Annotated in this window: 24 protein-coding genes; 11 read left to right on the forward strand and 13 right to left on the reverse strand. The window is 50.6% G+C overall.

The window, feature by feature from the left end:
* Positions 1 to 137 precede the first annotated feature (137 nt).
* The 3 genes from tal to amiA all read right to left on the reverse strand — a co-directional run bounded on the left by tal (position 138) and on the right by amiA (position 3,093).
* Positions 138 to 1,088: a transaldolase gene (gene tal, locus JK216_RS01680; protein ID WP_212708447.1), complete on the reverse strand. Its 951-nt coding sequence runs from the start codon at positions 1,086 to 1,088 to the stop codon at positions 138 to 140.
* Between the two features lie 205 nt (positions 1,089 to 1,293).
* Complete coding sequence (hemF, locus tag JK216_RS01685) at positions 1,294 to 2,202, reverse strand: oxygen-dependent coproporphyrinogen oxidase (RefSeq protein ID WP_212708448.1); 909 nt, start codon at positions 2,200 to 2,202, stop codon at positions 1,294 to 1,296.
* Between the two features lie 36 nt (positions 2,203 to 2,238).
* A complete protein-coding gene (gene amiA / locus JK216_RS01690; RefSeq protein ID WP_212710548.1) occupies positions 2,239 to 3,093 on the reverse strand; it encodes an N-acetylmuramoyl-L-alanine amidase AmiA in 855 nt (284 codons plus the stop codon).
* A 225-nt stretch (positions 3,094 to 3,318) separates the two neighbouring features.
* Here amiA and JK216_RS01695 point away from each other — a divergent pair, with 225 nt between their 5' ends.
* From JK216_RS01695 to JK216_RS01745, 11 genes are all read left to right on the forward strand, one after another.
* Positions 3,319 to 3,744: a GNAT family acetyltransferase gene (locus JK216_RS01695; protein WP_212708450.1), complete on the forward strand. Its 426-nt coding sequence runs from the start codon at positions 3,319 to 3,321 to the stop codon at positions 3,742 to 3,744.
* A gap of 50 nt (positions 3,745 to 3,794) precedes the next feature.
* Entirely contained in the window at positions 3,795 to 4,253 is a 459-nt protein-coding gene (locus JK216_RS01700; protein ID WP_212708512.1) for a DUF2919 domain-containing protein, read from the forward strand.
* Between the two features lie 63 nt (positions 4,254 to 4,316).
* Complete coding sequence (locus tag JK216_RS01705) at positions 4,317 to 4,949, forward strand: RpoE-regulated lipoprotein (RefSeq protein WP_212711154.1); 633 nt, start codon at positions 4,317 to 4,319, stop codon at positions 4,947 to 4,949.
* 95 nt (positions 4,950 to 5,044) lie between these two features.
* Positions 5,045 to 5,944 carry a Dyp-type peroxidase gene (locus JK216_RS01710; RefSeq protein WP_212708452.1) on the forward strand — a complete coding sequence of 300 codons (900 nt, stop codon included), beginning with the start codon at positions 5,045 to 5,047 and terminating at the stop codon, positions 5,942 to 5,944.
* 213 nt (positions 5,945 to 6,157) lie between these two features.
* Entirely contained in the window at positions 6,158 to 7,171 is a 1,014-nt protein-coding gene (gene cysP, locus JK216_RS01715) for a thiosulfate ABC transporter substrate-binding protein CysP (protein WP_212708453.1), read from the forward strand.
* On the forward strand, positions 7,171 to 8,004 hold the full coding sequence (cysT, locus tag JK216_RS01720) for a sulfate/thiosulfate ABC transporter permease CysT (RefSeq protein WP_212708454.1): 834 nt from the start codon (positions 7,171 to 7,173) through the stop codon (positions 8,002 to 8,004). The genes cysP and cysT overlap by 1 nt, the downstream gene beginning before the upstream one ends.
* On the forward strand, positions 8,004 to 8,879 hold the full coding sequence (gene cysW / locus JK216_RS01725) for a sulfate/thiosulfate ABC transporter permease CysW (protein ID WP_212711155.1): 876 nt from the start codon (positions 8,004 to 8,006) through the stop codon (positions 8,877 to 8,879). The genes cysT and cysW overlap by 1 nt, the downstream gene beginning before the upstream one ends.
* The gene (gene cysA, locus JK216_RS01730) at positions 8,869 to 9,957 is read left to right on the forward strand and encodes a sulfate/thiosulfate ABC transporter ATP-binding protein CysA (protein WP_212708456.1); all 1,089 of its coding nucleotides are present in this window, start codon (positions 8,869 to 8,871) and stop codon (positions 9,955 to 9,957) included. Before cysW ends, cysA begins: the two co-directional genes overlap by 11 nt.
* Positions 9,958 to 10,039: 82 nt before the next feature.
* On the forward strand, positions 10,040 to 10,924 hold the full coding sequence (gene cysM, locus JK216_RS01735; RefSeq protein ID WP_212711156.1) for a cysteine synthase CysM: 885 nt from the start codon (positions 10,040 to 10,042) through the stop codon (positions 10,922 to 10,924).
* A gap of 108 nt (positions 10,925 to 11,032) precedes the next feature.
* Positions 11,033 to 11,713 (forward strand): response regulator transcription factor, encoded by a 681-nt coding sequence (locus tag JK216_RS01740; RefSeq protein WP_212708458.1) that lies wholly within the window; start codon positions 11,033 to 11,035, stop codon positions 11,711 to 11,713.
* Positions 11,710 to 13,032 (forward strand): ATP-binding protein, encoded by a 1,323-nt coding sequence (locus JK216_RS01745; RefSeq protein ID WP_212708459.1) that lies wholly within the window; start codon positions 11,710 to 11,712, stop codon positions 13,030 to 13,032. Before JK216_RS01740 ends, JK216_RS01745 begins: the two co-directional genes overlap by 4 nt.
* A 33-nt stretch (positions 13,033 to 13,065) precedes the next feature.
* On the opposite strand, the gene arnF is transcribed toward JK216_RS01745, so the two are convergent.
* The 10 genes from arnF to ptsH form a co-directional block, all read right to left on the reverse strand.
* Entirely contained in the window at positions 13,066 to 13,449 is a 384-nt protein-coding gene (gene arnF / locus JK216_RS01750; RefSeq protein WP_212708460.1) for a 4-amino-4-deoxy-L-arabinose-phosphoundecaprenol flippase subunit ArnF, read from the reverse strand.
* On the reverse strand, positions 13,449 to 13,784 hold the full coding sequence (arnE, locus tag JK216_RS01755; protein ID WP_212708461.1) for a 4-amino-4-deoxy-L-arabinose-phosphoundecaprenol flippase subunit ArnE: 336 nt from the start codon (positions 13,782 to 13,784) through the stop codon (positions 13,449 to 13,451). Before arnE ends, arnF begins: the two co-directional genes overlap by 1 nt.
* Positions 13,781 to 15,430, reverse strand: coding sequence for a lipid IV(A) 4-amino-4-deoxy-L-arabinosyltransferase (gene arnT, locus JK216_RS01760; RefSeq protein ID WP_212708462.1), 1,650 nt, complete (start codon positions 15,428 to 15,430; stop codon positions 13,781 to 13,783). The genes arnE and arnT overlap by 4 nt, the downstream gene beginning before the upstream one ends.
* Before the next feature lie 4 nt (positions 15,431 to 15,434).
* Positions 15,435 to 16,334, reverse strand: coding sequence for a 4-deoxy-4-formamido-L-arabinose-phosphoundecaprenol deformylase (arnD, locus tag JK216_RS01765; RefSeq protein ID WP_212708463.1), 900 nt, complete (start codon positions 16,332 to 16,334; stop codon positions 15,435 to 15,437).
* Entirely contained in the window at positions 16,331 to 18,313 is a 1,983-nt protein-coding gene (arnA, locus tag JK216_RS01770) for a bifunctional UDP-4-amino-4-deoxy-L-arabinose formyltransferase/UDP-glucuronic acid oxidase ArnA (protein WP_212711157.1), read from the reverse strand. Before arnA ends, arnD begins: the two co-directional genes overlap by 4 nt.
* Positions 18,313 to 19,299 (reverse strand): undecaprenyl-phosphate 4-deoxy-4-formamido-L-arabinose transferase, encoded by a 987-nt coding sequence (gene arnC / locus JK216_RS01775; protein WP_212708465.1) that lies wholly within the window; start codon positions 19,297 to 19,299, stop codon positions 18,313 to 18,315. Before arnC ends, arnA begins: the two co-directional genes overlap by 1 nt.
* A gap of 1 nt (position 19,300) precedes the next feature.
* Positions 19,301 to 20,440 carry a UDP-4-amino-4-deoxy-L-arabinose aminotransferase gene (gene arnB, locus JK216_RS01780; protein WP_212708466.1) on the reverse strand — a complete coding sequence of 380 codons (1,140 nt, stop codon included), beginning with the start codon at positions 20,438 to 20,440 and terminating at the stop codon, positions 19,301 to 19,303.
* An 840-nt stretch (positions 20,441 to 21,280) separates the two neighbouring features.
* Positions 21,281 to 21,784, reverse strand: coding sequence for a PTS glucose transporter subunit IIA (gene crr, locus JK216_RS01785; protein WP_212708467.1), 504 nt, complete (start codon positions 21,782 to 21,784; stop codon positions 21,281 to 21,283).
* A gap of 42 nt (positions 21,785 to 21,826) precedes the next feature.
* Positions 21,827 to 23,554 (reverse strand): phosphoenolpyruvate-protein phosphotransferase PtsI, encoded by a 1,728-nt coding sequence (gene ptsI / locus JK216_RS01790; protein ID WP_212708468.1) that lies wholly within the window; start codon positions 23,552 to 23,554, stop codon positions 21,827 to 21,829.
* Between the two features lie 157 nt (positions 23,555 to 23,711).
* Positions 23,712 to 23,969, reverse strand: coding sequence for a phosphocarrier protein Hpr (ptsH, locus tag JK216_RS01795; RefSeq protein ID WP_038022729.1), 258 nt, complete (start codon positions 23,967 to 23,969; stop codon positions 23,712 to 23,714).
* Positions 23,970 to 24,085: the final 116 nt, after the last annotated feature.

The raw sequence follows: 24,085 nt of genomic DNA on the forward strand, positions 1-24,085 counted from the left end.
GCCATGCCCATCGGGGCACCCGGGTGACCGGATTTGGCTTTTTGCACAGCGTCCATACTGAGGGCACGGATCGCATTGGCGAGTTCTTTATGTGAGGGCATAGGTAGCTCCGGCTGATTTAAAAATAAGTAACAGAGTTAAAGTCGGGCGGCCAGCATATCTTCCAGTCTTTGCTGGTCAATGGCGAACTGACGGATACCTTCAGACAGTTTATCTACCGCCATTGCATCCTGATTATGTTGCCAGCGGAATTCATCTTCAGAGAGCGGGGCCGGCTGGTGAAATGCTTCCACCGGCGGCCGCAGTTTTTGTACCACCGGTACCTGACTGTTTTTCAGCGCCTGTAATAATGCCGGAGCAATAGTCAGGCGGTCACAGCCTGCCAGTGCAAGAATTTGTTCCGTATTACGGAAGCTGGCACCCATAATGATGGTGGTGTAACGGTGCTTTTTATAATAGTCGTAAATACTGCGTACGGATTTTACTCCCGGGTCCTGGTCTGCCTGATAAGGTGACAGAGGAGTACGGCTGTGGTGCCAGTCATAAATGCGGCCGGCAAAAGGAGAGATCAGATAAACGCCGGCTTCTGCACAGGCTCTTGCCTGAGCAAATGAGAACAATAGGGTCAGATTACAATTGATACCGTTCTGTTCCAGTTCCTCTGCGGCTTTAATTCCTTCCCAGGTGGATGCCAGTTTTATCAGTATCCGCGAACGGTCAATCCCCTGATCTTCATACATCCGCAGCAGTTTTTCGGCTTTTGCTACACACATACCACGGTTAAAAGACAAACGGGCATCTACTTCAGTCGAAACTCTGCCGGGAATGTTTTTCAGAATTTCCACACCGAGATTGACGGCAACGCGATCACTGGCATTAATGATCCGTGTTTCGGTATTCCCCCCTTGCCGACGGGCGTAATCGATAGCTTCGTCGATCAGATGGCGGCAGGCAGGTAATGTGGCTGCTTTTAGTACCAGAGAGGGATTGGTGGTAGCGTCCTGCGGCTGGTAGTCACAAATTGACTGAAAATCGCCGCTGTCAGCGACTACTGTTGTAAATTGTTTTAATGCATCAAGCGGGTTCATGCAGCGTTCTCATTCTTTCTAAAGCAGTTATTCCATCGGTGACGGAACAATTGGTAACAGGAATTTAACACTGTGCCGGAATTTATCGGGGAAGAAAATACGTTTTCTCCGATAATAGCGACAGGTAACACCATGACACAGGCCAAAAAAAGGCAGGGGCGGGAGAATCATTGCTAAATATTCTCCCGTGTACAGGGATGGCAGGCTATACCCAGTCTTTTACAGGCAGGAATTTTTCATACAGCTCTGCTTCGGCAGAACCTGCAGACGGCTGGTAGTTATATTCCCAGCGTACCTGGGGGGGCATCGACATCAGAATAGACTCAGTTCTGCCCCCGGTTTGTAAACCAAACAGGGTGCCACGGTCCCAGACCAGATTAAATTCAACATAACGGCCGCGACGATAAAGCTGAAACTGCCGTTCACGTTCACCCCAGGTCAGGGCGTTACGCCGTTCGACAATCGGCAAATAGGCGTCGGTAAAACCGGTGCCTACGGCGCGGGTAAAAGCAAAACACTGGTCAAAGTCAGGGGTGTTCAGATCATCAAAGAACAGACCGCCGATACCCCGCTGTTCGTTGCGGTGACGCAGATGAAAATAGTCATCACACCATTTTTTATAACGCGGGAAGAGGTCATCTCCGAAGGGCTGACAAATATTTCTGGCCGTCTGGTGCCAGTGAACCGCATCTTCGGTGAAACCGTAGAATGGTGTCAGGTCAAAGCCACCGCCAAACCACCAGATGGGGTCAGCGTCGGGTTTCTCGGCAATAAAAAAGCGCACATTGGCATGACTGGTGGGGATATAAGGGCTATGGGGATGAATAACCAGCGATACGCCCATGGCTTCAAAACTGCGACCAGCCAGTTCCGGCCGGTGAGCCGTGGCTGAGGCTGGCATATTCTCACCGTAAACATGAGAGAAATTAACGCCAGCCTGTTCGAATATCGCGCCATCTCGCAGTACACGGGAACGTCCGCCACCGCCGGCTTCCCGTTGCCAGGCATCTTCCGCGAATCCTCCGGAGCCGTCGGCAGCTGCCAGTTTTTGACAGATTTGGTCCTGTAATGAGAGCAGGAACTCCTTGACCTTATGTTTGTCGGGAACGTTCATATCACATCATTTATTGTGGGGTTTTGCTGATTATACCTAACTTATCCGGCGATTGTGGATAGCGGATTCATTATAATAATTTACAATCCCTGCGGTAATGGCGGTGGCAATTTTATGGCGGAAAACCGCAGAACCCAGCAGTTTTTCTTCTGCCGGATTGGTAATAAACGACGTTTCGACCAGAACCGAGGGGATAGACGGCGATTTTAATACGGCAAATGCCGCCTGTTCCGTGTGCTGACTGTGTAAATGGTGTACCGGCCTGATTTTATCCAGCACATGTTTACCGAGTGTCAGACTGTTTTTGATGGTATTGGTCTGGACTAAATCGAACAGAATCTGTTGCAGGTAGTGATCTTTCTCCTGCACTTTGAGTCCGGCGACATCATCGGCAGCGTTTTCCCGTTCAGAAAGATAACGGGCCATGGCGCTGGTCGCGCCGCGATTGGATAGCGCAAATACCGAAGCCCCGTGTGCCTCCGGGCTGGTGTAACCGTCAGCATGAATTGACATAAACAGGTTGGCGCCGTGCTGGCTGGCAATTTCCACCCGCTGATACAGAGGAATAAAATGGTCACTGTCGCGGGTGAGCCGGACTTCAATATGAGGATGGTCGTTGAGTAGCTGACGAATGGTGCCGGCAATTTCCAGTACCACATGTTTTTCCATGGAGCCTTCTTCACCGACCGCCCCCGAATCAATGCCACCATGTCCGGGGTCAATCATAACGATAAATTTACCATTACTCACGGGTTTTGCCGGCTGGGCGACGGGCTTGATGGTATGTTCCCGGGCTAACACACCACGCGGGGAAAGTACCGCTAATGCCAGACCGGATAAGAGTAACTGGCGGCGATTTACCAGTCGTTTCAGCGGGGATAATTTTTTCATCAGCACTTCCATCGTCATCCGGAGAGTTAGTTTAGATCAACATTCCATTGTTATATCGTAACATTCGGAGGATTGCGACAAGGCAAATATTTCAGCCTTTTACCGGGTGTTTCAGTTCTGTTCTTTACAAAAGGCAGATTTTTCTGCTTTTGTTCACCTCTCAGGGTTGCAGATAAAGGGGAAAACGCCATAATCTGCCCATATCTCAACGACAGAGGCCTCGCGATGGAAATTCGTGGATTTCGCCAGGAAGACTTTGATGAAGTCATCACCCTCTGGGAGCGCTGTGATTTACTGCGTCCCTGGAATGATCCTGAAATGGATATAGAAAGAAAAATGCACCATGATCCGGACCTGTTTCTGGTGGCAATCGCCGGCGGACAGGTGGTGGCAACCCTGATGGGGGGGTACGACGGCCACCGTGGGTCTGTATATTATCTGGGGGTTGACCCTGATTTTCGTGGCCGCGGGTTTGCTAATGCACTGATGAACCGGCTGGAAAAGAAACTGATTGCCCGCGGCTGCCCGAAGATCAATCTGATGGTGCGTGAAGAGAACGATATCGTACTGGGTTTTTATGAAAAACTTGAATACGAAATTGTGGATTCGCTGATTTTAGGCAAACGACTGATTGAAGATCGTGAGTACTGAGCATCAGCGTAGTGATACGGTTTAGTCCGTTCTGACAGGGTGTCTGGTGTATTTTGATCGATTATTCTCCCGAAAATTATGACAATAAAGGGCAACTGCGGTTGCCATTTTTATTCTGGCTGATCCTGATATTTCAGGCACGTACCTGGATAGTGTTAGTGGTTGCCGGTGCATCCCGGCAACAGGGGGAAACCCTGCTGAATTTATTTTATCCGGATACGCAGGGGTTTTACCCTGGTCTGGCGCTGGGACTGAGTGCGGTTGCGGCATTTTTCCTGAGCGGTTACCGGCGGCGTTTTCCTGTGTTATGGAGAGGCTGGCGCTGGTTATTAGTTGCCTGCTCGCTGGTGACTTTTGGCTGGCAGTGCTCACAACTGAGTTATGTATTGTTACAACAGTCTCCGTTACCATTAATTTTACTCATATTTGATCTGCTGTCGGCCTGCTGGTTGCTGACCAGCCGCCGGCTGAAAGACTGTTTTGTTCCGGAATTCCCGGCAGAAGAATAAACTTTTTGCGGTTTTATCACTCCAATCCGGCATTAGCTTATTGCGAAAGGGACAGAAATAGCGATGAAATTACTGAAAACCACACTGCTTAGCGGAGTGATCTTACTGTCAGGCTGTGCCGGCAGCGGAAATCATGATGTCTCCGGCAATGATCCTGTCAGATGGTGGAACCCACTGAGCTACTCCTGGTCATCGGCATTACCCTGGCACTGGTTTGGTGCTTCAGCCACTGTCAGCGAACAAGGTGTTGGCGGATTAACCGGGCTGACGCCGATGACCGAAGCCGGAATCAGTGGGGCGCTGGGCAGCGACTATCAATTGCGGCAGGGGATGCGTACAGAAAACGGCGATATTGTCACTTTCTGGCAGGCGTTACGTGACGGGCAGGTGATGCTGGTTATTCAGGGGCAAAGCACAGTGTCACGTATCGATGTATCTGATCCGGCGATTACTTCGGCCAGCGGCGTGAAAACAGGCAGTAAATTTTCTGAGGTCTACACCCAGGCCTTTGGTCACTGCCAGCCGCTGGAAAACGGAGAGCAGGTCAGTTGTCAGGCACCGGACAGCCAGCATATACGGTATATTTATCAGGGTGAGTGGCACGGACCGCAGGGGATTATGCCGGCAGATGAAACACTGAAAAACTGGATCCTGACCCGCATTGTCTGGCAGCAATCGCTGTCTGGCGGAGTATAATCCCTTGCTTTGATAAAGGTTATGTTAATGAATTTCCGGTATCATAGGGATATGAACAGAGACATTGATTTTACTGACTATCGGAGATACAGACAGTGACGGACTATCAGAGTGGTATTTTGCCGGAGCATTGCCGTGCCGGCCTGTGGCTGGAGGGCGCGTTTAACGGTGATTTAGCGCAGGCAGGGATGCAAATCCGCGAGTATCTCTCGCGGCAGAAAGCCCTGCAGCAAAAATACCCCGATGCGCGGCTGGGCAGTGTTATTGCCTTTGGTGCTGCACTGTGGCGTGATTTGAACGGTGTTTCAGCCTCTGCGCCTGAGCTTAAAGATTTCCGGCCGCTGGGTAAAGGTATGGCTCCGGCAACGCAGCGCGACGTACTGATTCATATCCAGTCCCAGCGACAGGATGTGAACTTCTCTCTTGGACAGATTGCGATGGAACTGCTGGGTCCGCTGATGGATGTCAGTGAAGAAACTCAGGGGTTTCGCTGGGTTGAAGACCGTGATCTGAGTGGTTTTGTTGATGGCACCGAAAACCCGAAAGGTGAGAAGCGTCAGCAGGTTGCCATTATTGCCGACGGAGAAGATGCCGGTGGCAGTTATGTGTTTACTCAGCGCTGGGAACATAACCTCACCTCATGGCATAAACTGCCGGTCGCGAAGCAAGAAGCAATCATCGGACGTACCAAAGACAGCAACGAAGAATTACCCGCGGATACTCGTCCGGTCACTTCTCACCTTAGCCGTGTCGACCTCAAAGAGAATGGTGCCGGGCTGAAAATTCTGCGCCAGAGTCTGCCTTATGGCACCGTCAGCGGCACGCATGGGCTCTATTTTATTGCTTACTGTGCACGGTTGCACAATATTGAGCAGCAATTACTGAGCATGTTCGGCGAAAGCGATGGTAAATATGACGGGCTATTGCGTTTTTCAAAGCCGGTTAGCGGCAGTTATTTTTATGCCCCGTCATTGTCACAATTATCTGCACTATAAACCGTTCCCCCGGGGTACAGGTCGGCGGAGTCGGTCCGCTGACCTGACTATTCCCGCGATCATTGCCTGATAGTATTTATCTGACAGCCCTTATGCGTTTTTATGCTTTTAAAGCAATAATCGGTATATAAAACCGCTACAGCTTTGCCCTGAGAAATAAATACACTAATTATGCGGCTAACAGCGGCCGCGTTTGTGTTCAGGGGTAAGTTAATGAAGGTAAAGGGTAAAAAACGGGTCAGTGGGGTACTGCTGATACTGTTTACTGCCGGTGCAGCACATGCCACCACTCTGCTTAACAGTTCTTACGATGTTTCCCGTGAGTTATTCGCGGCGCTGAATCCGCTTTTTATCGCCCAATGGGATCAGGCGCATCCGGCTGACAAACTCACCATTCGTCAGTCTCACGGCGGTTCGTCGAAACAGGCACTGGCTATTCTGCAGGGGCTGAAGGCGGATGTCGTTACCTATAATCAGGTCTCTGACGTACAAATACTGCATGACCGGGGCCAGCTGATCCCGGCCAACTGGCAACGTCGTTTACCTGATAATAGTTCTCCTTTTTACTCCACCATGGCTTTTCTTGTCCGCAAAGGGAACCCGAAAAATATCCATGACTGGTCAGATCTGACCCGCAGTGGTCTTCAGTTGGTATTTCCTAATCCGAAAACCTCCGGCAATGGCCGTTATACCTGGCTTGCGGCATGGGGAGCAGCAGCAAAAGCCGATGGAAATACGCCGACGAAAACGGAGGCCTTTATGCGCCGTTTTGTGAATAATGTCGCGGTATTCGATACAGGAGGCCGTGGCTCGACCACTACCTTTGCCGAACGTGGTATCGGTGATGTCCTGATAAGTTTTGAATCGGAAGTAAATAATATTCGTCAGCAGTATCCGGCCTCGCAGTTTGAGGTTGTGGTACCGCAGACCAATATTCTGGCAGAGTTTCCGGTGGCCCGGATAGACCGAAATGTCGCCGCAGATGGTAATGCTGAGGCGGCCAGCCAGTATCTCCGGTTCCTGTACAGTCCGCAGGCACAGAAAGTCATCACCAGTTTCTACTACCGCGTCAACAACCCTCAGTTAATGGCCGAAAATAAATCCCGCTTCCCGCAGGTGTCATTGTTTCGTGTTGAAGACCTGTTTGGCAGCTGGGAGAGGGCGATGCAGACCCAGTTCGCCAGTGGCGGGGAATTCGATAAATTGCAGTCAGCAGGACATAAGTAATGAAACAAATGCGTCATAAACGGGTATTACCCGGATTTGGTTTAAGTCTGGGCACCAGCCTGTTTTTTACCTGTCTGATTCTGTTACTCCCGATGAGTGCGTTAGTGATCCAGTTGTCAAAAATGACCTGGGCTGACTACTGGCATGTAGTGACCGAACCAGAATTAGTCGCAGCCTATAAAGTGACCCTATTATCGGCCGCACTGGCATCGGCTTTTAATGCCGTATTTGGCATGCTGATGGCCTGGATTCTGACCCGTTATACTTTTCCGGGAAAAACCCTGCTGAACGGGCTGATGGATTTACCTTTTGCTCTGCCCACCGCAGTCGCCGGTCTGACCCTGGCCGGTTTATTTTCCACCACTGGCTGGTACGGGCAATGGCTGGCACAGTTCGGGATTAAAGTTTCCTATACCTGGCTGGGCATCGCGGTAGCAATGGCATTTACCAGTATACCTTTTGTGATCCGTACCGTTCAGCCGGTGCTCGAAGAGCTGGGGCCGGAATATGAAGAAGCGGCAGAAACCCTCGGTGCACGGCCCTGGCAGGCTTTTTACCGCGTTATTCTTCCCGAACTTGCGCCGTCACTGCTGGCCGGGACCGCTCTGTCGTTTACCCGCAGCCTGGGCGAATTTGGTGCAGTGATCTTTATCGCCGGCAATATTGCCTGGAAAACTGAGGTTATCTCGCTGATGATTTTTATCCGCCAGCAGGAATTCGACTTCCCGGCATCCAGCGCGATTGCTTCAGTTATTATGGCGGCATCACTGGTGCTGCTGTTTGGGATTAATGTGCTGCAAAGCCGCTATGGCCGTCGTTTAGGGGGGCACTGATGACTGAAGCTACTACGCAGCCGCTGCGGGCCAGAAAATCGTTTCACCCGGGCCGTTTACTGCTGATGACTGCCGGGATATTGCTGTCTGTGCTGGTGCTGGTGGTACCGCTGATTTCGATTTTCTGGGAAGCGCTGGGTAAAGGCATCGTTGCTTCCCTGGATAACCTGGCAGACCCGGATATGCTGCATGCAATCTGGATGACAGTGATGATCGCCTTAATCACAGTACCGGTGAATCTGGTGTTCGGTACTCTGCTGGCCTGGCTGGTCAGCCGGTTTAATTTCCCTGGCCGGCAATTATTACTGACATTATTTGATATTCCATTCGCAATTTCGCCGGTGGTGGTGGGGCTACTGTATTTGCTGTTCTGGGGAATTAATGGCCCTGCGGGATACTGGCTGGATGCGCATAATATTCAGGTCATGTTTGCCTGGCCGGGGATGGTGCTGGTGACTATTTTTATCAGCTGCCCGTTTGTGATCCGTGAACTGGTGCCGGTGATGTTAAGCCAGGGGAGCCAGGAAGATGAAGCAGCTATCCTGCTTGGTGCCAGCGGCTGGCAAATGTTCCGGCGTGTTACGTTACCTAATATCCGCTGGGCATTATTGTACGGGCTGGTACTGACTAATGCCCGTGCACTGGGTGAGTTCGGTGCGGTATCGGTAGTCTCCGGTTCGATCCGCGGCGAAACTTATACCCTGCCATTACAGGTCGAATTATTACACCAGGATTATAATACAGTCGGTGCATTTACAGCGGCAGCTCTGCTGGCCCTGATGGCGATTGTCACTTTATTTTTGAAAAGCGCACTGCAATGGCGTCTGGAGCGTCAGCATCAGCGTCAGCAACAGGACGGCAACTATGAGCATTAATATTCATCAGATTAATAAGTCTTTCGGTAAAACCCCGGTACTTAATGATATCTCTCTGGATATCGCTTCCGGAGAAATGGTGGCATTACTCGGGCCTTCCGGTTCGGGGAAAACAACCTTATTACGTATTATTGCCGGGCTTGAACACCAGAACAGCGGACAGATTTCGTTTCATAACCGTGATGTCAGCCAGTTACATGCCAGAGATCGCCATGTCGGCTTTGTTTTTCAGCACTACGCCTTATTCCGGCATATGACCGTGTTTGATAATGTGGCATTTGGTCTGACAGTACTGCCGCGGCGGGAACGTCCGTCCTCCGCGGAAATTAAAAAGAAAGTCACTCGTCTGCTGGAAATGGTGCAGTTATCGCACCTTGCAGGACGTTTTCCCGCACAGTTATCCGGCGGACAAAAACAACGGGTTGCGCTGGCCAGGGCACTGGCGGTTGATCCTCATATCCTGCTGCTGGATGAACCTTTTGGTGCGCTGGACGCTCAGGTACGTAAAGAATTACGCCGCTGGTTACGCCAGTTACACGAAGAACTGCAATTCACCAGCGTGTTCGTGACTCATGACCAGGAAGAAGCGATGGAGGTTGCAGACCGGATTGTGGTGATGAGTCAGGGAAATATAGAGCAGACCGGGACCCCGGAACAGGTCTGGCAGCAGCCTGTATCCCGTTTTGTACTTGAATTCCTCGGCGAAATTAACCGGCTGGAAGGCACCATGGCCGGTAATCAGTTACAGGTCGCAGGCCATCACTGGTCGCTGGCTGAGTTACCGGAAGTACAGGGCCAGGTTGAACTGTTTCTGCGCCCCTGGGAGACGGAGATCAGCCGTGAGTACTCAGCCAATACACCACTGGCGGTGAAGGTGGTTGAAGCCAGTCCGCGTGGTCATTTCTGGCAATTGCTGGTGCAGCCGTCGGGCTGGGAAGCCGCCGATCTGACCCTGGTCTGTGACGACGGACATACGCCGCCATCGCGCGGTGAGCGCTTATATATTGGTGTGGATCAGGCGAGAATTTATCAGGGGCACCGGTTAATACAACCTGTTGCCTTTGCAGAAACTGCCTGATACTTTCGTTACCTGGTCTGTAAAACAGCCTGGCGCTTTCACCGCGGACAGGCTGTTTTCGTTTTTATAGGCAGGGATCCCCGTGATAACTCTGGAAAGTACCATAGGTAATACCCCTTTAATCAGTTTGCAGCGGCTGGTCGCGGATAACGGCAGTCAGGTGCTGGTTAAACTGGAAGGTAATAATCCGGCCGGTTCGGTAAAAGACCGGGCGGCGTATTCGATGATACAGCAGGCGGAATGTCGTGGTGATATTGCGCCGGGCGATACTCTGATAGAGGCGACCAGTGGCAATACGGGTATCGCCTTAGCAATGATTGCGGCCATGAAAGGGTACCGGATGAAGTTACTGATGCCGGATAATATGAGCCCTGAACGCCAGGCGGCGATGAAAGCTTATGGCGCAGAACTGATACTGGTCAGCCAGCAACAGGGAGGAATAGAGGGTGCCCGTGATTTAGCCGCGGCAATGGCAGCCAGAGGTGAAGGCAAGGTACTGGATCAGTTTAATAATCCTGATAATCCTCTGGGGCATTTTATGACCACCGGGCCGGAGATTTGGCAGCAGACAGGGGGCCGGCTGACGCATTTTGTTTCCAGCATGGGGACAACGGGGACTATCAGCGGAGTGGGACGTTATCTTAAACAGCAGGATCCTGCGGTACAGGTGATAGGTCTGCAGCCTGAAGAGGGGTCGCAGATCCCGGGGATCCGCCGCTGGTCTGCAGCCTACCGGCCGGGTATTTTTCAGCCGCAATGGGTCGACAGAACCATCGATATGTCAGAAGCCCTGGCGACAGAAACCATGCGTAATCTGGCAAGGCTGGAAGGTATTTTTTGCGGTATGAGTTCCGGCGGGGCAGTGGCCGGTGCACTACAGATTGCCGCGGCCACGCCCGGTGCGAAAGTTGTCGCTATTATTTGTGATCGCGGCGATCGTTACCTCTCCACCGGGGTCTATGAATAGCAAATTATACAGCCGCAGACAGGGCATCATGTAAGGATAGTGAAAATACTGCGGTAACCCGCGCGGGATCGGGTCAGAATGGCGTTATTTTACAGAAAGAGAACGTTTATGAAGATTTTGCTGGTTGATGATGATCATGAACTGGGCAGTATGCTTAGTCAGTATCTTGAAGGTGAAGGTTTTAGCAACGCACTGGTGATGACCGGAAAAGAGGCTATCACCAGTGCGCTCTCAGGCCAGTACAGTGCGATGATCCTCGATATTATGCTGCCAGATATGAGTGGTATTGATGTATTGCGGCAGGTGCGCCATAGCAGCCGCTTACCGGTGATTATGCTGACCGCCAAAGGGGACAATATTGACCGGGTGATCGGGCTGGAGATGGGGGCAGATGATTATGTCCCTAAACCCTGCTATCCCAGAGAACTGGTTGCCCGTCTGCGTTCTGTGATGCGACGTTTTGATGAACAGCCCGCCAGGGAAGAGAAAAAAGAACAGCTTATTCACGGTGATTTGTCCCTGGACCCGGCGACCCGCGTATCCTCATGGAAAGGTCAGGCATTTGATCTTACCGCGTCGGAATTTAATCTGCTGGAACTGTTGCTGGCTGCCAGTGACCGGGTGGTATCAAAAGATGAACTTTCTGAAAAAGCCCTTGGTCGCCAGCGCGAAGCCTATGACCGCAGTGTTGATGTCCATGTCAGTAATATCCGGCAAAAGCTGAGTAAACTGACTAACGACCAACTGAATATCGAGACCGTGCGCAGCATTGGTTATCGTATCCGATGAACTATGATTATCCGGGACGCCTGTTCTGGAAAATGTTACTGGGGTTTATGCTGGTCTTTCTGGTGATCAGCCAGTTTTTATGGCTGGGATTCAGCCTGCTGGGATCAGAACCCCCGGAGCAACAGTTATTGAGACAGACATTAAGTCTGCAGCTGGATCAGGCGGCTAAACAGGTTGAACTACATGGGCCGGCGGGACTTGAGCAGGCAGAAGCCGAATGGCCGGCAGTGCTGCGCTCGGTGACACAGTTACAGCTGGCGAGTGAACGTCCTGAATCTCCCGGCGGCCCGCCTCCGGATCGCCTGACCCGGCAGGTAACGGCACCGGATAATACAGACTATGTGATTTCTATGGATATGCATGCAGACCATCCGCGAAGACGGGGCGGTACTTTGCCTGTTATCCAGCGTTTTCTGCATATACCGATGCCGGTGGTTGTGTTTGCTATCCCGATGGGATTACTGTTCAGTCTGTTACTGGCCTGGAATCTGACCCGGCCAATGCGGCAGTTACGGGAAGGGTTTCGTCATATTTCCAGCGGTGATCTGTCGGTTCGTTTATTCGGCAAAATGCAGCGCCGGCACGATGAATTTTCGGTGGTGGCACGCGATTTTGATGCCATGGTGGAACGGTTAGATGTGCTGGTAAAAGCCCGTGAAGAGTTATTACATGATATCTCCCATGAGTTGCGTACTCCGCTGGCGCGTTTACAGCTGGCAACCGCACTGGCCCGCCAGTCACCCGATAATGTATATGACTCGCTGGAACGCATTGATAACGAAGCCCGCAAGCTGGACAAAATGATCGGTGAACTGCTGACGTTTTCCCGCGCAGAACATGCCCATATGGTGCGCGAACAATATTTTGAACTGACCAGTTTACTGGATGCGGTGGTGGCTGATGCACGTTTCGAAGCTCAGGTTCCGCAGGTAGATATTCATGTCAGTTATGATGAGAATGCCGATTTTATGGTACAGGGTAACGCTGAAATGGTCCGGCGTTGTATCGAAAATGTACTGAGAAATGCCTTGCGGTTCTCTTCGGCCGGACAGTCCATTGATATTATTCTGCAGGCAGAACAGGAGTGGCTGACAATAGTTATCCGCGATCAGGGGCCAGGGGTAGAGCCGGATAAACTATCGAGTATTTTCGACCCCTTTGTGCGGGTTGCATCCGCGCAGTCAGGTAAGGGGTACGGGCTGGGGCTGGCGATTGTACGTAAAGTGATACTGGCACATCATGGGGAGGTCAGGGCCGGTAACCGGCCAGGAGGCGGTCTGGAGATCTCACTGCGGTTACCCCACTGGCATCCGCAATAAGTCAGGTCGTCGGCAGCATTTCGCTCCCGGTCTCTATTTTTTTGCGGTTGCCGGCAGACAGACTAATGTGACGCCGGCGATCACCAATAATATGCCCGTCAGGGTTTTTAACGAAAACTCATCTCCCTGCAGACCCAGCGCTAATGCCAGTGCCCAGACAACAATATAACTCAGGCTGAGCAGTGCATAAGCTTTACTGAGTGGCAGGTATTTTAAGGTCAGGTACCAGCAGCCCATTGATAAAGCATACCCGGCCAGCCCTGCGAACAGAAAACCGGTGGCGGAAAGATGTTGCAGGAAAAACAGACCGGTTTCGCTTATGCCAAGGCCGGACGGTAAACTGCTCATGGCGTATTTCATCGCCAGCTGGGCGAAACTGACCAGTAAGACACTGCACAGTGCCGGAAGATAGCCCATCAGATAGCCCCGCTAAGCAGAATTATTCCGGCTACAATCAGACCGGTGCCGCACCAGTGGCGCGGGCTGACGGGTTCATGCCATATCCAGCGGGCGGCGAGGGTGATCCAGATAAAGTTCATACTCAGCATCGGGTAGGCGATCCCTACGGGTAAGGCACGTAATACCAGCAGCCATAACAACATGGCCACGCCAAGACAGAGTATAGCCAGCCCCAGCCAAAGCAACAGATGCTGGTGGCGGGGACGGCCAGGCCGCGCAGAGGCGGCCTGTTTCTGACATAGCTGTCCCAGGCAGCTTAACAGACTGGACAGCAGCAGTAAGGCATAGGTCATTTCTTCGGACCATATTCAACATACAGCAGACGACCTTGCTGATAGCTGAAATCAGGTGCCGGTAGCTGCATTTGATCAAGGTCCTTGTTTTTCGGTAACAGGAATACCATCGATACCCCTTGCTGACGACGGGTAGCCAGCCAGTCAGGGAATTGCTGACGGGTGATCAATCGTCCTTTTCCGTCCGGATACGCCAGTCCGTAACGCATTTCTCCCGACTCATCAAACAGGTTAATATCCTGACGTTTTAACTGCCAGGCGATGCCGGAAGCGATACCGACATTTTCCGCCAGAATATAGTGACTGCGAGCCATCCGGTGACTGATTTGGTTAAGGAAGTCTTGTGGCTGTTTAGCATCACGGATACGTTCAGGAATGGTATAACCTACGGTCAGCACCAGCACTAACGGGCAGAGCACTGCCGCACACCAGCGTTTTTCGGGGCGCAGTAAGGTTATCAGCCCGATCACAGCCCAGAACAGAAACGCCAGTAATGCCAGTAGCAAACCGGTAATTTCATGGGGAGCAAATAACGGGTGTGACGGCATCAGATAGCTGACCAGTAGCGCAGTGACACCCAGCAGGCCAAATAACAGATTGATCCAGCCATTCGCCGTGGCACTGTGTTTTATCTGCTGGTAAGTGCGACAGGCAACATTTGCCAGCAGAATGGCCAGCGGGGCAAAGCAGGGCAGGATATAAGTCGGTAATTTGCCTTTTGCGATACTGAAAAACAGAAACGGCATCACTGCCCAGCCCAGCAGGTAGACTGCCCCGTGGTTTTGATGGCGTTGCTGCCAGCCGCTTTTCAGGGCTGCTGGCAGGTAACCCAGCCACGGCAGTGTGCCGGCCAGTAATACCGGAACGTAATACCAGAACGGTGCCTTATGCTGTGCATCAGATTCGGCAAAACGCTGAATATGTTCCACCCAGAAGAAATAGTGCCAGAAGTCAGGTTCACGGGCATTAATCGCCAGGGCCCAGGGCAAGGTAATCAGTGTTGCGCTGATGACTGCCAGCGGGCCGTAGATCAGAACTTCCCGCCAGCGGCGGGTGACAATAACCCACGGAATAATACTGATAACAGGAATGGCCAGCGCCAGGAAACCTTTGGTCATCACTCCCATACCGCAGGTCAGTCCTAACAGCAGATAAGCGATAGCCCTTTTTCCCGGGGTTTCGGCACTGGCTGCCAGCCAGAACGCGGCCATAGCAGCTGTCATCCACAGGGTAATCATCGGGTCCAGAACTGCATAAGTACCAATGGCGTATACCAGCATGCAACTCAGATAGATGACGGCAGAAAAGACAGTAATCCGGCGATCCTGCCAGATACGTGAGGCTATCCAACTGACCAGCAACGCGCTGACAGTAATTGAGAATACCGAACCAAATCGTACCGCAAAGTTATTGTGGCCGAACAACAACTGGCTGATATTGTTAATCCAGTAGCCGGCGATCGGTTTTTCAAAATAGCGCAGGCCAAAGAAATGCGGCACCACCCAGTTATGGTTTGCCAGCATTTCTCTGCTGATTTCCGCGTAACGGAACTCGTCCGGTTGCCAGAGAGACCGGAACTCCAGCGGCAGCAGATAGCTGAGTGCGTAAAGCACCAGCAGGGTAAATCCGTATTTTGTTGCTTTCATTGGTTTAACGCCGGGGTAGAAGAGTTTGACATCCCAGCCAGCCCTCACGGCCAGGCAGGGTACCACGGATAATTTTGCCGACAGGCAGTGAAAGTTCAGATTCAGGTAATAACTGGCTGAGCGGAACGAATTCAATCCCTTCCTCGCGGGCCATACCCAGCAACCGGATAAAATCCTCCAGCCCGATAATCCCTTCCACTTCCGCATGGATGGTATAGACCGGTGTTCCTGTGTCGTTGTGCATGGCATCAAGGATAAAACGGTTGAAGTTTTCAGCGGTGACCTGACTACCGACGACTTCATCCCAGGTGGGTAGTGTCACCGGGATCTGTACTGTACCGGGGGTGGATTCAGTGAGTTGCGGGCGGAACGGGGTGGTTCCCCTGCAGTCACTGTTATAACGAAAGCCAAACGGCTGCTTGGCTTTAACGACCCGCTGGTCAGCACGCCATCCTGCCACGGCGGAACAGGTCACAGGGATACCGGTTATCGCTTCCAGCGCTTGTTTGCCGCGCTGGATTTGTGCAGATAACCGGGGGATTTTCCAGACACCTGCCCACATCTGCCAGGCATGATGATCCCAGGCGTGTAAGCCGGTTTCATGCTGTTGTGCTGCCCTGCGGATGATATCTGCATTTCCCTGACCAATCAGCCGGCCTGGCCAGGCGGTGCCGGCCAGCAGGATATCCCAGCCATACAATGACGGGGCGCCGGAGCGCAGCATTTTCCAGAGAAATTGCGGTTTAATCAGGCGCCATAAATGGCGCCCCATATTGTCCGGGCCGACACTAAAGAAAATGCTGGATCTGACCCCGGCATTTTCCATGGCATCCAGCAGCGCGGGGACACCGTGGCGGGTTCCCCGCCAGGTATCAACATCGATGCGCAGGCCCACTTTTTTCATTGGATCTGATCCGGGGCAGTGACTGTTTTCAGGAAGAAATCCAGTGTCTGTTCGACAGTTTTTTCCATTTCGATTTCCGGGGTCCAGTCCAGTAAACGACGGGCATTACGGATATCGGGTTTACGATGTTCCACATCCTGATACCCTTTACCGTAATAGCTGCTGCTTTCAATTTCACGGAATCCGGCAAACGGCGGGAAGTTATCACGCAGTGGATGCCGTTCGAAACAGCGGTACAGCATTTCTGCCAGTTCACGGATACTTGCTTCATTTTCCGGGTTACCGATGTTGATAATCTGGCCGTCACATTTACCGTTTTTATTTTCGATAATCCGGAACAGCGCTTCAATACCATCGCTGATATCAGTAAAGCAGCGTTTCTGGGCACCGCCATCAACCAGTTTGATTGGTGACCCTTCAACCAGATTAAGAATTAACTGGGTAATCGCACGGGAGCTGCCGATACGGGCTGAGTTCAGGCTGTCCAGGCGTGGCCCCATCCAGTTAAACGGACGGAACAGGGTGAAACGCAGATCTTCTTTTTCACCATAAGCCCAGATAACCCGATCCAGTAACTGTTTAGAAACCGAATAGATCCAGCGTTGTTTATTAATTGGCCCGACCACCAGATTGGAATTATCTTCATCAAAGGTCTTATCGGTACACATACCGTAGACTTCTGAGGTGGAAGGGAAAATGATACGTTTTTTGTATTTGACGCAACCACGGATTATTTTCAGGTTTTCTTCAAAGTCCAGTTCAAATACCCGCAACGGATTACGTGTGTATTCTACCGGTGTGGCAATGGCGACCAGCGGTAAAATGACATCACATTTTTTAATGTGGTAGTCAATCCATTCCGTGTGAATAGTAATGTCGCCTTCGACAAAATGGAAACGTTCATTCGACAGGAAGCGGCCAATAGCATCAGAACCGATATCCATACCAAAGACTTCGTAGTTATCGTCCTGTAACAGGCGTTCGGTCAGATGGTTACCGATAAAGCCATTCACACCGAGGATCAAGACGCGGGTGCGCTTTTTCACCGAGGTTACCGGCTGGCTGCTGAGCAGGGCACCTTCAACCAGACCCAGGGTATTGGCCAGCTCTGAACCCTGCATATAAACGCTGTTGTCTGTCTGACCGGTGACGACCTCCAGAGCCCCCTCAGCGGTCGCAATAATCAGAGGGGACGTTGAGAGAATTTTCCCCGGAACCGCCACCGGCAGGTCCTGGTGTACTCTGGATTTCCAGACGATAAAACGTGTAGTACCCACATAACCGAACGCACCAGGCCAGGGCTCACTGACAGCCCTTACCAGGTTATGCAGTTCTGTGGCGGTTTTAGTCCAGTCGAGTTTTCCATCCGCAGGCGTTCTGCGACCTACATAGGTGGCATTTTTTTCATCCTGCGGTGTCAGGGTGTGCTGACCGGCTTCAATCAGTGGTAACTGTTCTGCCAGCAATTGTTTGGCTGTATGGGTCAGTTTTTTATGCAGACGCAGGACATCATCGTTGGGATCGATAGAGACTTTGTGCTGACCTGCAATATCACCGGCATCCGCGCGCGTCACCATCTGATGCAGGGTAACACCGGTTTCGGTTTCGCCGTTCACCAGTACCCAGTTCAGCGGAGCGCGGCCACGATAGCGTGGCAGCAATGAACCGTGCAGATTAAACGCACCCTGCTGAGGAATGGCCAGGATTTCATCGCAAATCAGGTCACGGTAATAAAAAGAAAAAATAATGTCCGGTGCGCTTTGTTTAATCCGTTCAATCCACAATGGATGGTTAATATTTTCCGGGGAGAATACCGGGATATTATGTTCAGCAGCCAGATGAGCGACGGAACCGAAAAAGTGATTTTCTCCGGGGTTATCAAGGTGAGTATAGATAGCCGCAATCTGATAACCGGCGTCAATCAGTGCCTTAACACCAACACATCCCATGTCATGGTAAGCAAAGACAATAGCTTTCATTATAATTCTTCCTCAGTATCTGTAGTTGAAGCTGTGGCGTGATTGACGACACGCTGCACGAAATAGCGCGGACGGGCACGGACATCACTGTAAATCCGGCCGATATACTCGCCGAGTAATCCCATGCCGATAAACTGTGCGCCAATAAAAATAAATAAAATCGCGAATAAGCTGAAGACCCCTTCGGCACCCCAGCGGGCGCCGAAGATTAAGCGCAGTACCACCAACAGGAAGGCGAACAGGAATCCGGAGCAGGCAATCAGTGCACCAACCACACTGAGCATACGCAGCGGGGTGGTGGTCAGGCAGGTCACCAGGTCATACATCAGGTTAATCAGCCGCATAAAGCTGTATTTTGACGTACCATGCTCCCGCTCTGCATGCAGTACCGGAATTTCAGTCGTATGACGGGCAAAGGTATTCGCCAGAATCGGAATAAAAGTACTTCTTTCCTGGCAGTGCAGCATCGCCTCGATAATCGGGCGGCGATAGGCGCGTAACATACAGCCGTAGTCACCCATAGCCTTACCGGTGGTACTCTGGATAAGACGGTTAATCATTTTTGAAGCAATTTTACGGAACGGGCTGTCCTGACGATTCTGACGAACGGTACCTACCACGTCATAGCCTTGTTCTGCAGTAGTCACCAGCCGCGGAATTTCCTCTGGCGGGTTTTGCAGGTCGGCATCCAGAGTGATAATCAGATCTCCGGTAACATAGCTGAAGCCAGCCATAATTGCCGAGTGTTGTCCGTAGTTACGGTTCAGTAATACCGCCACGATATGGCTGTCAGGCTGCTCTGCTGCATCAATAATCAGCTGTGCGGATTCATCACTGCTGCCATCATCAACCAGCAGAATTTCATAGGGTTTAGCCAATTGTTCACAGGCGGCTGAGGTCCGGGAGATCAGTACTGGCAGACTTTCCTGTTCGTTATACACAGGGATAACGACCGATACTTTTTTTACAACATAAGAATTTAGCATTTCAGCTCTCTGCAATTTCATGAATAGCGGCAATAACTCTGCTGCAATCCTCGTCTGTCATATCCGGGAACAAGGGGATAGAACAGATACGATCACTGTTCCATTCAGTGGCGGGGAGGGATAATGACGGAAAGCGTTCGCGGTAGTACTTCTGGGTATGTACTGCCCGGAAGTGTAATCCGGTACCGATATTTCTCTCTTTCAGCTGCTGCATAAACTGATCGCGGTTCAGACCGCAGCGTTGTGGATCAATACGCAGTACAAACAGATGCCAGGCGTGCTGATGTGGCCATTCAGGCAGAGCCAGTGGCTGGAAAGGCGTATCAGCCAGTTCGCGTAAATAGCGTTGTGCGATAGCTTCACGACGGGCATTGATCTGCGGTAGTTTAGTTAACTGGTTCAGGGCAATCGCCGCCTGAATATCCGTCAGGTTATATTTGAAGCCCGGGGTAATCACTTCGGCCTGAGGCTTGCGGCCGAGGGTTTCCCGGTCGAAGGCGTCGACGCCCAGTCCGTGGAACTTCAGTGTTCTTATCCGGTTAGCCAGTTCATCATCTTCTGTAACGATCAGGCCACCTTCAGCACAGGTGACGTTCTTAATCGCGTGGAAAGAAAAAATAGCGGTCTGGCGGTAGCCGACATGTCTGCCCTTGTAATAACAGCCTGCGGCATGGGCGGCATCTTCGATCACCGGGATATTATGCTGTCTGGCAATGGCATGGATTGCGTCCAGATCGACCGGAGCACCGGCAAAATGGACAGGGATAATAGCTTTGGTACGCGGGGTAATGGCAGCTTCAATGGCCTGCGGAGTTACCATCAGGGTCTGCGGGTCAACATCGACCATCACTGGCTCTGCACCCAGCAGAGAAATCATATTGGCGGTAGATACCCAGGTCAGGGACGGGGTAATCACCTCATCTCCCGGACCTATTCCTAATGCCATTAGAGTGACATGCATACCCCCGGTAGCTGAGCTTACGGCAATGGCATGACGGGCACCGGTTAACTGACAGAATTCAGCTTCCAGTGCCTGATTTTTCGGTCCGGTGGTTATCCAGCCTGATTGCAGCACTTCACGAATTGCCGTGACATCATCTTCATTCAGTGCTGGTCTGGAAAAGGGGAGAAAGTCTGTCATAAGTTTTCCTGGCATTAACTTTAGTACTCACAAAGAGGTAGTACGTATTCCATAACAAATGAATACATGTCTGATGACTGCGATTTTATCTTTGCAGGGATATATCGACCTTCAACAGACAAGCAATGGTTTAATTCAGGCTGATGAATTTACTCCTGTATGATAACGTACTTAAAAAAAAGTTCATGTAGTTGAATAGAATAATTTTATTTATTTTTCCTGCCATAAAAAATTAATCTTTTCTTAATCCTTTATCAGTAATAATAGTTAAATAAAGAGTAAATGAAACTAATATTTCCTGGTTTTTTTTAAATCAACCCTCATTTTTCTGCGGTATGTCATTGACAAAATCCGGCAGTAGTCTACGCCTGTATGCCCTTATCGCCCGCGGGGTGGTGGTAGTCAGGCAACACTCCGATAAGTAAAAATTATTATTTAAGTTCAGCTCCCCCTGTTACGGGAGGCAATATGTTTTTTACAGGTTGTTAATCGTTATCTGAGTGTTATTGTGCGGTCGCAATGCTTATCCGGAGAGGGGTTACGGACTATATTGACAGTACGGGAGTGGCGGAAAAAATCATGCCAGATTTAAATGAAAATCACGTTCTGAAATCATATGACATTATTTTATGTATAATTGTATCAATTAATTATTTATGAAGGTGAGCTGTAACTGAAAAATGAATTTCTCCTGAAGCTGACCGCCGGGAGGACAACCAGACAAAATAACCGGAGCTTTTATGTCTGTGAATAACGACTGGAAAGGGAGTGTTATTAAAAGAAAACCAGCCAGAATGAATGCATTCTGGCTGGCGGTGTACGGATGGCGTCAGCCACCAGCTATTTTTTTATACGGATTACCGGAGTCTCTCCGGCAATGACCTGACCCGTCAGTTTCTGCAGTTCTTTAATTTCGTCCATATTAGAGATAACCACCGGAGTCAGTGTCGATTTGGCTTTCTCTTCCAGTAACGGAAGATCAAACTCGATAACCACATCGCCTTTACTGACTTTTTGCCCTTCAGCAGCAATGCGTTTAAAACCTTCACCTTTCAGCTCAACCGTATCGATACCAAAGTGAACGAACAACTCGATACCGCTATCAGATTCGATGGAGAAAGCATGGTTTGTTTCAAAAATTTTACCAATGGTTCCGTCGACCGGCGCAACCATTTTGTTTCCGTCAGGCCGGATAGCAACACCATCACCGACAATCTTCTCTGCAAAAACCACGTCAGGTACATCTTCAATATTAACAATCTCGCCAGACAGAGGAGCGACGATATCGATAGTACCAGAGGTACTTTCTGCTTTGTCGCCAAATAATTTAGAAAACAATCCCATGATCTTCTCCTGAGCAGTATTTTCGGGCTTGCGTATTGCAGACTAACAGAGAGTTTTTTCTTTAATGAATTGGTCCACCAGCTTCATTAAGTCTTCTGCGGTAGGCTGTTCCAGAGCCTGTTCTGCTAACGCTTTAACGTCCCCAAAATTCGTATTGCGAATAATTTTTTTGATACGTGGAATTGAAATGGCACTCATACTGAACTCGTCCAGCCCCATTCCCAGTAATAATAGTGTAGCACGTTCATCACCTGCTAACTCGCCGCACATCCCGGTCCATTTGCCTTCAGCATGTGAAGAGTCAATAACCTGTTTGATCAGCCCCAGTACAGAAGGACTCATCGGATTATAGAGATGTGAAATTCTATCATTACCACGATCGACGGCCAGAGTATACTGGGTAAGGTCGTTAGTCCCGATACTAAAGAAATCGACTTCTTTGGCAAGATGGCGTGAAATCACGGCTGATGCAGGAGTTTCTACCATGATTCCGATTTCGATGCTTTCATCAAAACTTTTACCTTCGTCACGTAATTGACTTTTAAGTAGCTCAATTTCGTTTTTCAGGAAGCGGACTTCTTCAACAGAGATGATCATCGGGAACATGATACGCAGCTTACCGAAACTGGAGGCACGTAAAATTGCCCGCAGCTGGGCATGAAGGATCTCTTTGCGGTCCATAGCAATACGTATGGCGCGCCAGCCGAGAAACGGGTTATCTTCTTTCGGCAGATTCATATATGGCAGATCTTTATCGCCACCAATATCCATGGTCCGGACGATAACCGCCTGAGAACCCATGGCTTCAGCAACCGCTTTATAGGCTGCGAACTGTTCTTCTTCAGAAGGCAGGGAGTCGCGGTCCATAAACAAAAACTCGGTACGGTACAGACCAACGCCCTCGGCACCATTACGCTCGGCACCTGCCACATCTCTTACGGTACCGATATTTGCACAAACTTCTACCTGATGACCGTCCAGGGTTATCGCCGGCAGATCTTTCAGCTTAGCCATGTCGGCTTTTTCGCTAAGATATTGTTCCTGGATATCTTTCAGGCCGGCCAGTACTTCTGCGGTCGGGTTGATATAGACCTGGTTATTCACACCGTCCAGCACCAGAAAATCACCATTGCTGACCTGGCTGGTGACGTCACCGGTTCCGACAATTGCCGGTAATTCAAGGGAGCGGGCCATAATAGAAGTATGGGACGTTCTGCCACCGAGGTCGGTAATAAAACCAAGCACTTTTTGCAGATTTAACTGGGCAGTTTCTGAAGGGGTCAGATCTCTGGCGACCAGAATAACTTCTTCGGTAATTGCGCTTAAATCGACAATATTCAGGCCCAGAATATTCTGCAGTAACCGCTTACCAATATCACGGACATCAGCAGCACGCTCTTTCAGGTATTCATCATCAAGGTCTTCCAGAGCGATAGCCTGACTTTCGATTACCTTCTGCGCAGCCGCATCGGCTGAGTAGTGATCCTTCCTGATAAGATCAATAATTTCCTGTTCCAGCTCTTCATCTTCCAGCAGCATGATATGTCCTTCGAAGATGGCAGCCTTCTCTGCACCGAAAGTTTCACCGGCTTTGATTCTTATGGCTTCCAGCTGGGTGGCAGCCTTGCTGCGGCCCTCGAGAAAACGGGCCACTTCCGGCTCTGCCTGAGCATCAGTGATTTTGTGCTGGTTGATGACGATCTCATCTTCTTTCAGCAGCAGAGCTTTGCCAAAAGCGATACCGGGTGACGCGAGAATACCTGAAATCATAATCTTACCTTTAAGTACGATGGCCAAAAAGAATGACGGGGTGCCATTTTCCGTAACAACAACAATCTACGGAAAAATAGCGCAGACAGTTTGTCCGCGATCAATACCTATACATTGTTTGTGTTAAATCTGCACCCTTTGCGCAGAAAAGCAACGATTATTCCAGCTCAGCCATTAGTTTTACTAAATGTTCGACCGCCTGCTGTTCATCTTCACCTTCCGCCGCCAGGGTGATGACCGTTCCCTGAGTTAACCCCAGGGTTTGCAGCTTAAACAGGCTTTTGGCACTGGCAGATTTGCCATTGGAAGTGACGGTAATTTCTGACTGGAAAGCTTTAGCTTCTTTTACGAATTGTGCAGCAGGGCGGGTATGTAAACCATTAGGTGCTGTGATAGTGACTTCTTGCTGGAACATTTTATTTCCCCAACGTTATCAGAGTTTATTATAGGTATCAGCACCGGGGACGGTTCCCCCGCAGAACTGTTACCCTATACACGTATAAAAAAAATGTTACATGCGGATGGCAGGCC

Source organism: Tatumella sp. JGM94 (assembly GCF_018257595.1).
Classification (GTDB): Bacteria; Pseudomonadota; Gammaproteobacteria; order Enterobacterales; family Enterobacteriaceae; genus Tatumella; species Tatumella punctata.

Bases quoted from the DNA above. Each gene is read 5' to 3' on its own strand.
- JK216_RS01740 (WP_212708458.1), top strand. From the start codon at position 11,033: ATGAAGATTTTGCTGGTTGATGATGATCATGAACTGGGCAGTATGCTT.
- arnT (WP_212708462.1), bottom strand. From the start codon at position 15,430: ATGAAAGCAACAAAATACGGATTTACCCTGCTGGTGCTTTACGCACTC.
- JK216_RS01705 (WP_212711154.1), top strand. From the start codon at position 4,317: ATGAAATTACTGAAAACCACACTGCTTAGCGGAGTGATCTTACTGTCA.
- tal (WP_212708447.1), bottom strand. From the start codon at position 1,088: ATGAACCCGCTTGATGCATTAAAACAATTTACAACAGTAGTCGCTGAC.
- arnA (WP_212711157.1), bottom strand. From the start codon at position 18,313: ATGAAAGCTATTGTCTTTGCTTACCATGACATGGGATGTGTTGGTGTT.
- arnC (WP_212708465.1), bottom strand. From the start codon at position 19,299: ATGCTAAATTCTTATGTTGTAAAAAAAGTATCGGTCGTTATCCCTGTG.
- cysW (WP_212711155.1), top strand. From the start codon at position 8,004: ATGACTGAAGCTACTACGCAGCCGCTGCGGGCCAGAAAATCGTTTCAC.
- JK216_RS01745 (WP_212708459.1), top strand. From the start codon at position 11,710: ATGAACTATGATTATCCGGGACGCCTGTTCTGGAAAATGTTACTGGGG.
- JK216_RS01695 (WP_212708450.1), top strand. From the start codon at position 3,319: ATGGAAATTCGTGGATTTCGCCAGGAAGACTTTGATGAAGTCATCACC.
- crr (WP_212708467.1), bottom strand. From the start codon at position 21,784: ATGGGATTGTTTTCTAAATTATTTGGCGACAAAGCAGAAAGTACCTCT.
- hemF (WP_212708448.1), bottom strand. From the start codon at position 2,202: ATGAACGTTCCCGACAAACATAAGGTCAAGGAGTTCCTGCTCTCATTA.
- ptsI (WP_212708468.1), bottom strand. From the start codon at position 23,554: ATGATTTCAGGTATTCTCGCGTCACCCGGTATCGCTTTTGGCAAAGCT.
- arnE (WP_212708461.1), bottom strand. From the start codon at position 13,784: ATGACCTATGCCTTACTGCTGCTGTCCAGTCTGTTAAGCTGCCTGGGA.
- cysP (WP_212708453.1), top strand. From the start codon at position 6,158: ATGAAGGTAAAGGGTAAAAAACGGGTCAGTGGGGTACTGCTGATACTG.
- cysT (WP_212708454.1), top strand. From the start codon at position 7,171: ATGAAACAAATGCGTCATAAACGGGTATTACCCGGATTTGGTTTAAGT.
- amiA (WP_212710548.1), bottom strand. From the start codon at position 3,093: ATGAAAAAATTATCCCCGCTGAAACGACTGGTAAATCGCCGCCAGTTA.
- ptsH (WP_038022729.1), bottom strand. From the start codon at position 23,969: ATGTTCCAGCAAGAAGTCACTATCACAGCACCTAATGGTTTACATACC.
- arnF (WP_212708460.1), bottom strand. From the start codon at position 13,449: ATGGGCTATCTTCCGGCACTGTGCAGTGTCTTACTGGTCAGTTTCGCC.
- arnD (WP_212708463.1), bottom strand. From the start codon at position 16,334: ATGAAAAAAGTGGGCCTGCGCATCGATGTTGATACCTGGCGGGGAACC.
- cysA (WP_212708456.1), top strand. From the start codon at position 8,869: ATGAGCATTAATATTCATCAGATTAATAAGTCTTTCGGTAAAACCCCG.
- arnB (WP_212708466.1), bottom strand. From the start codon at position 20,440: ATGACAGACTTTCTCCCCTTTTCCAGACCAGCACTGAATGAAGATGAT.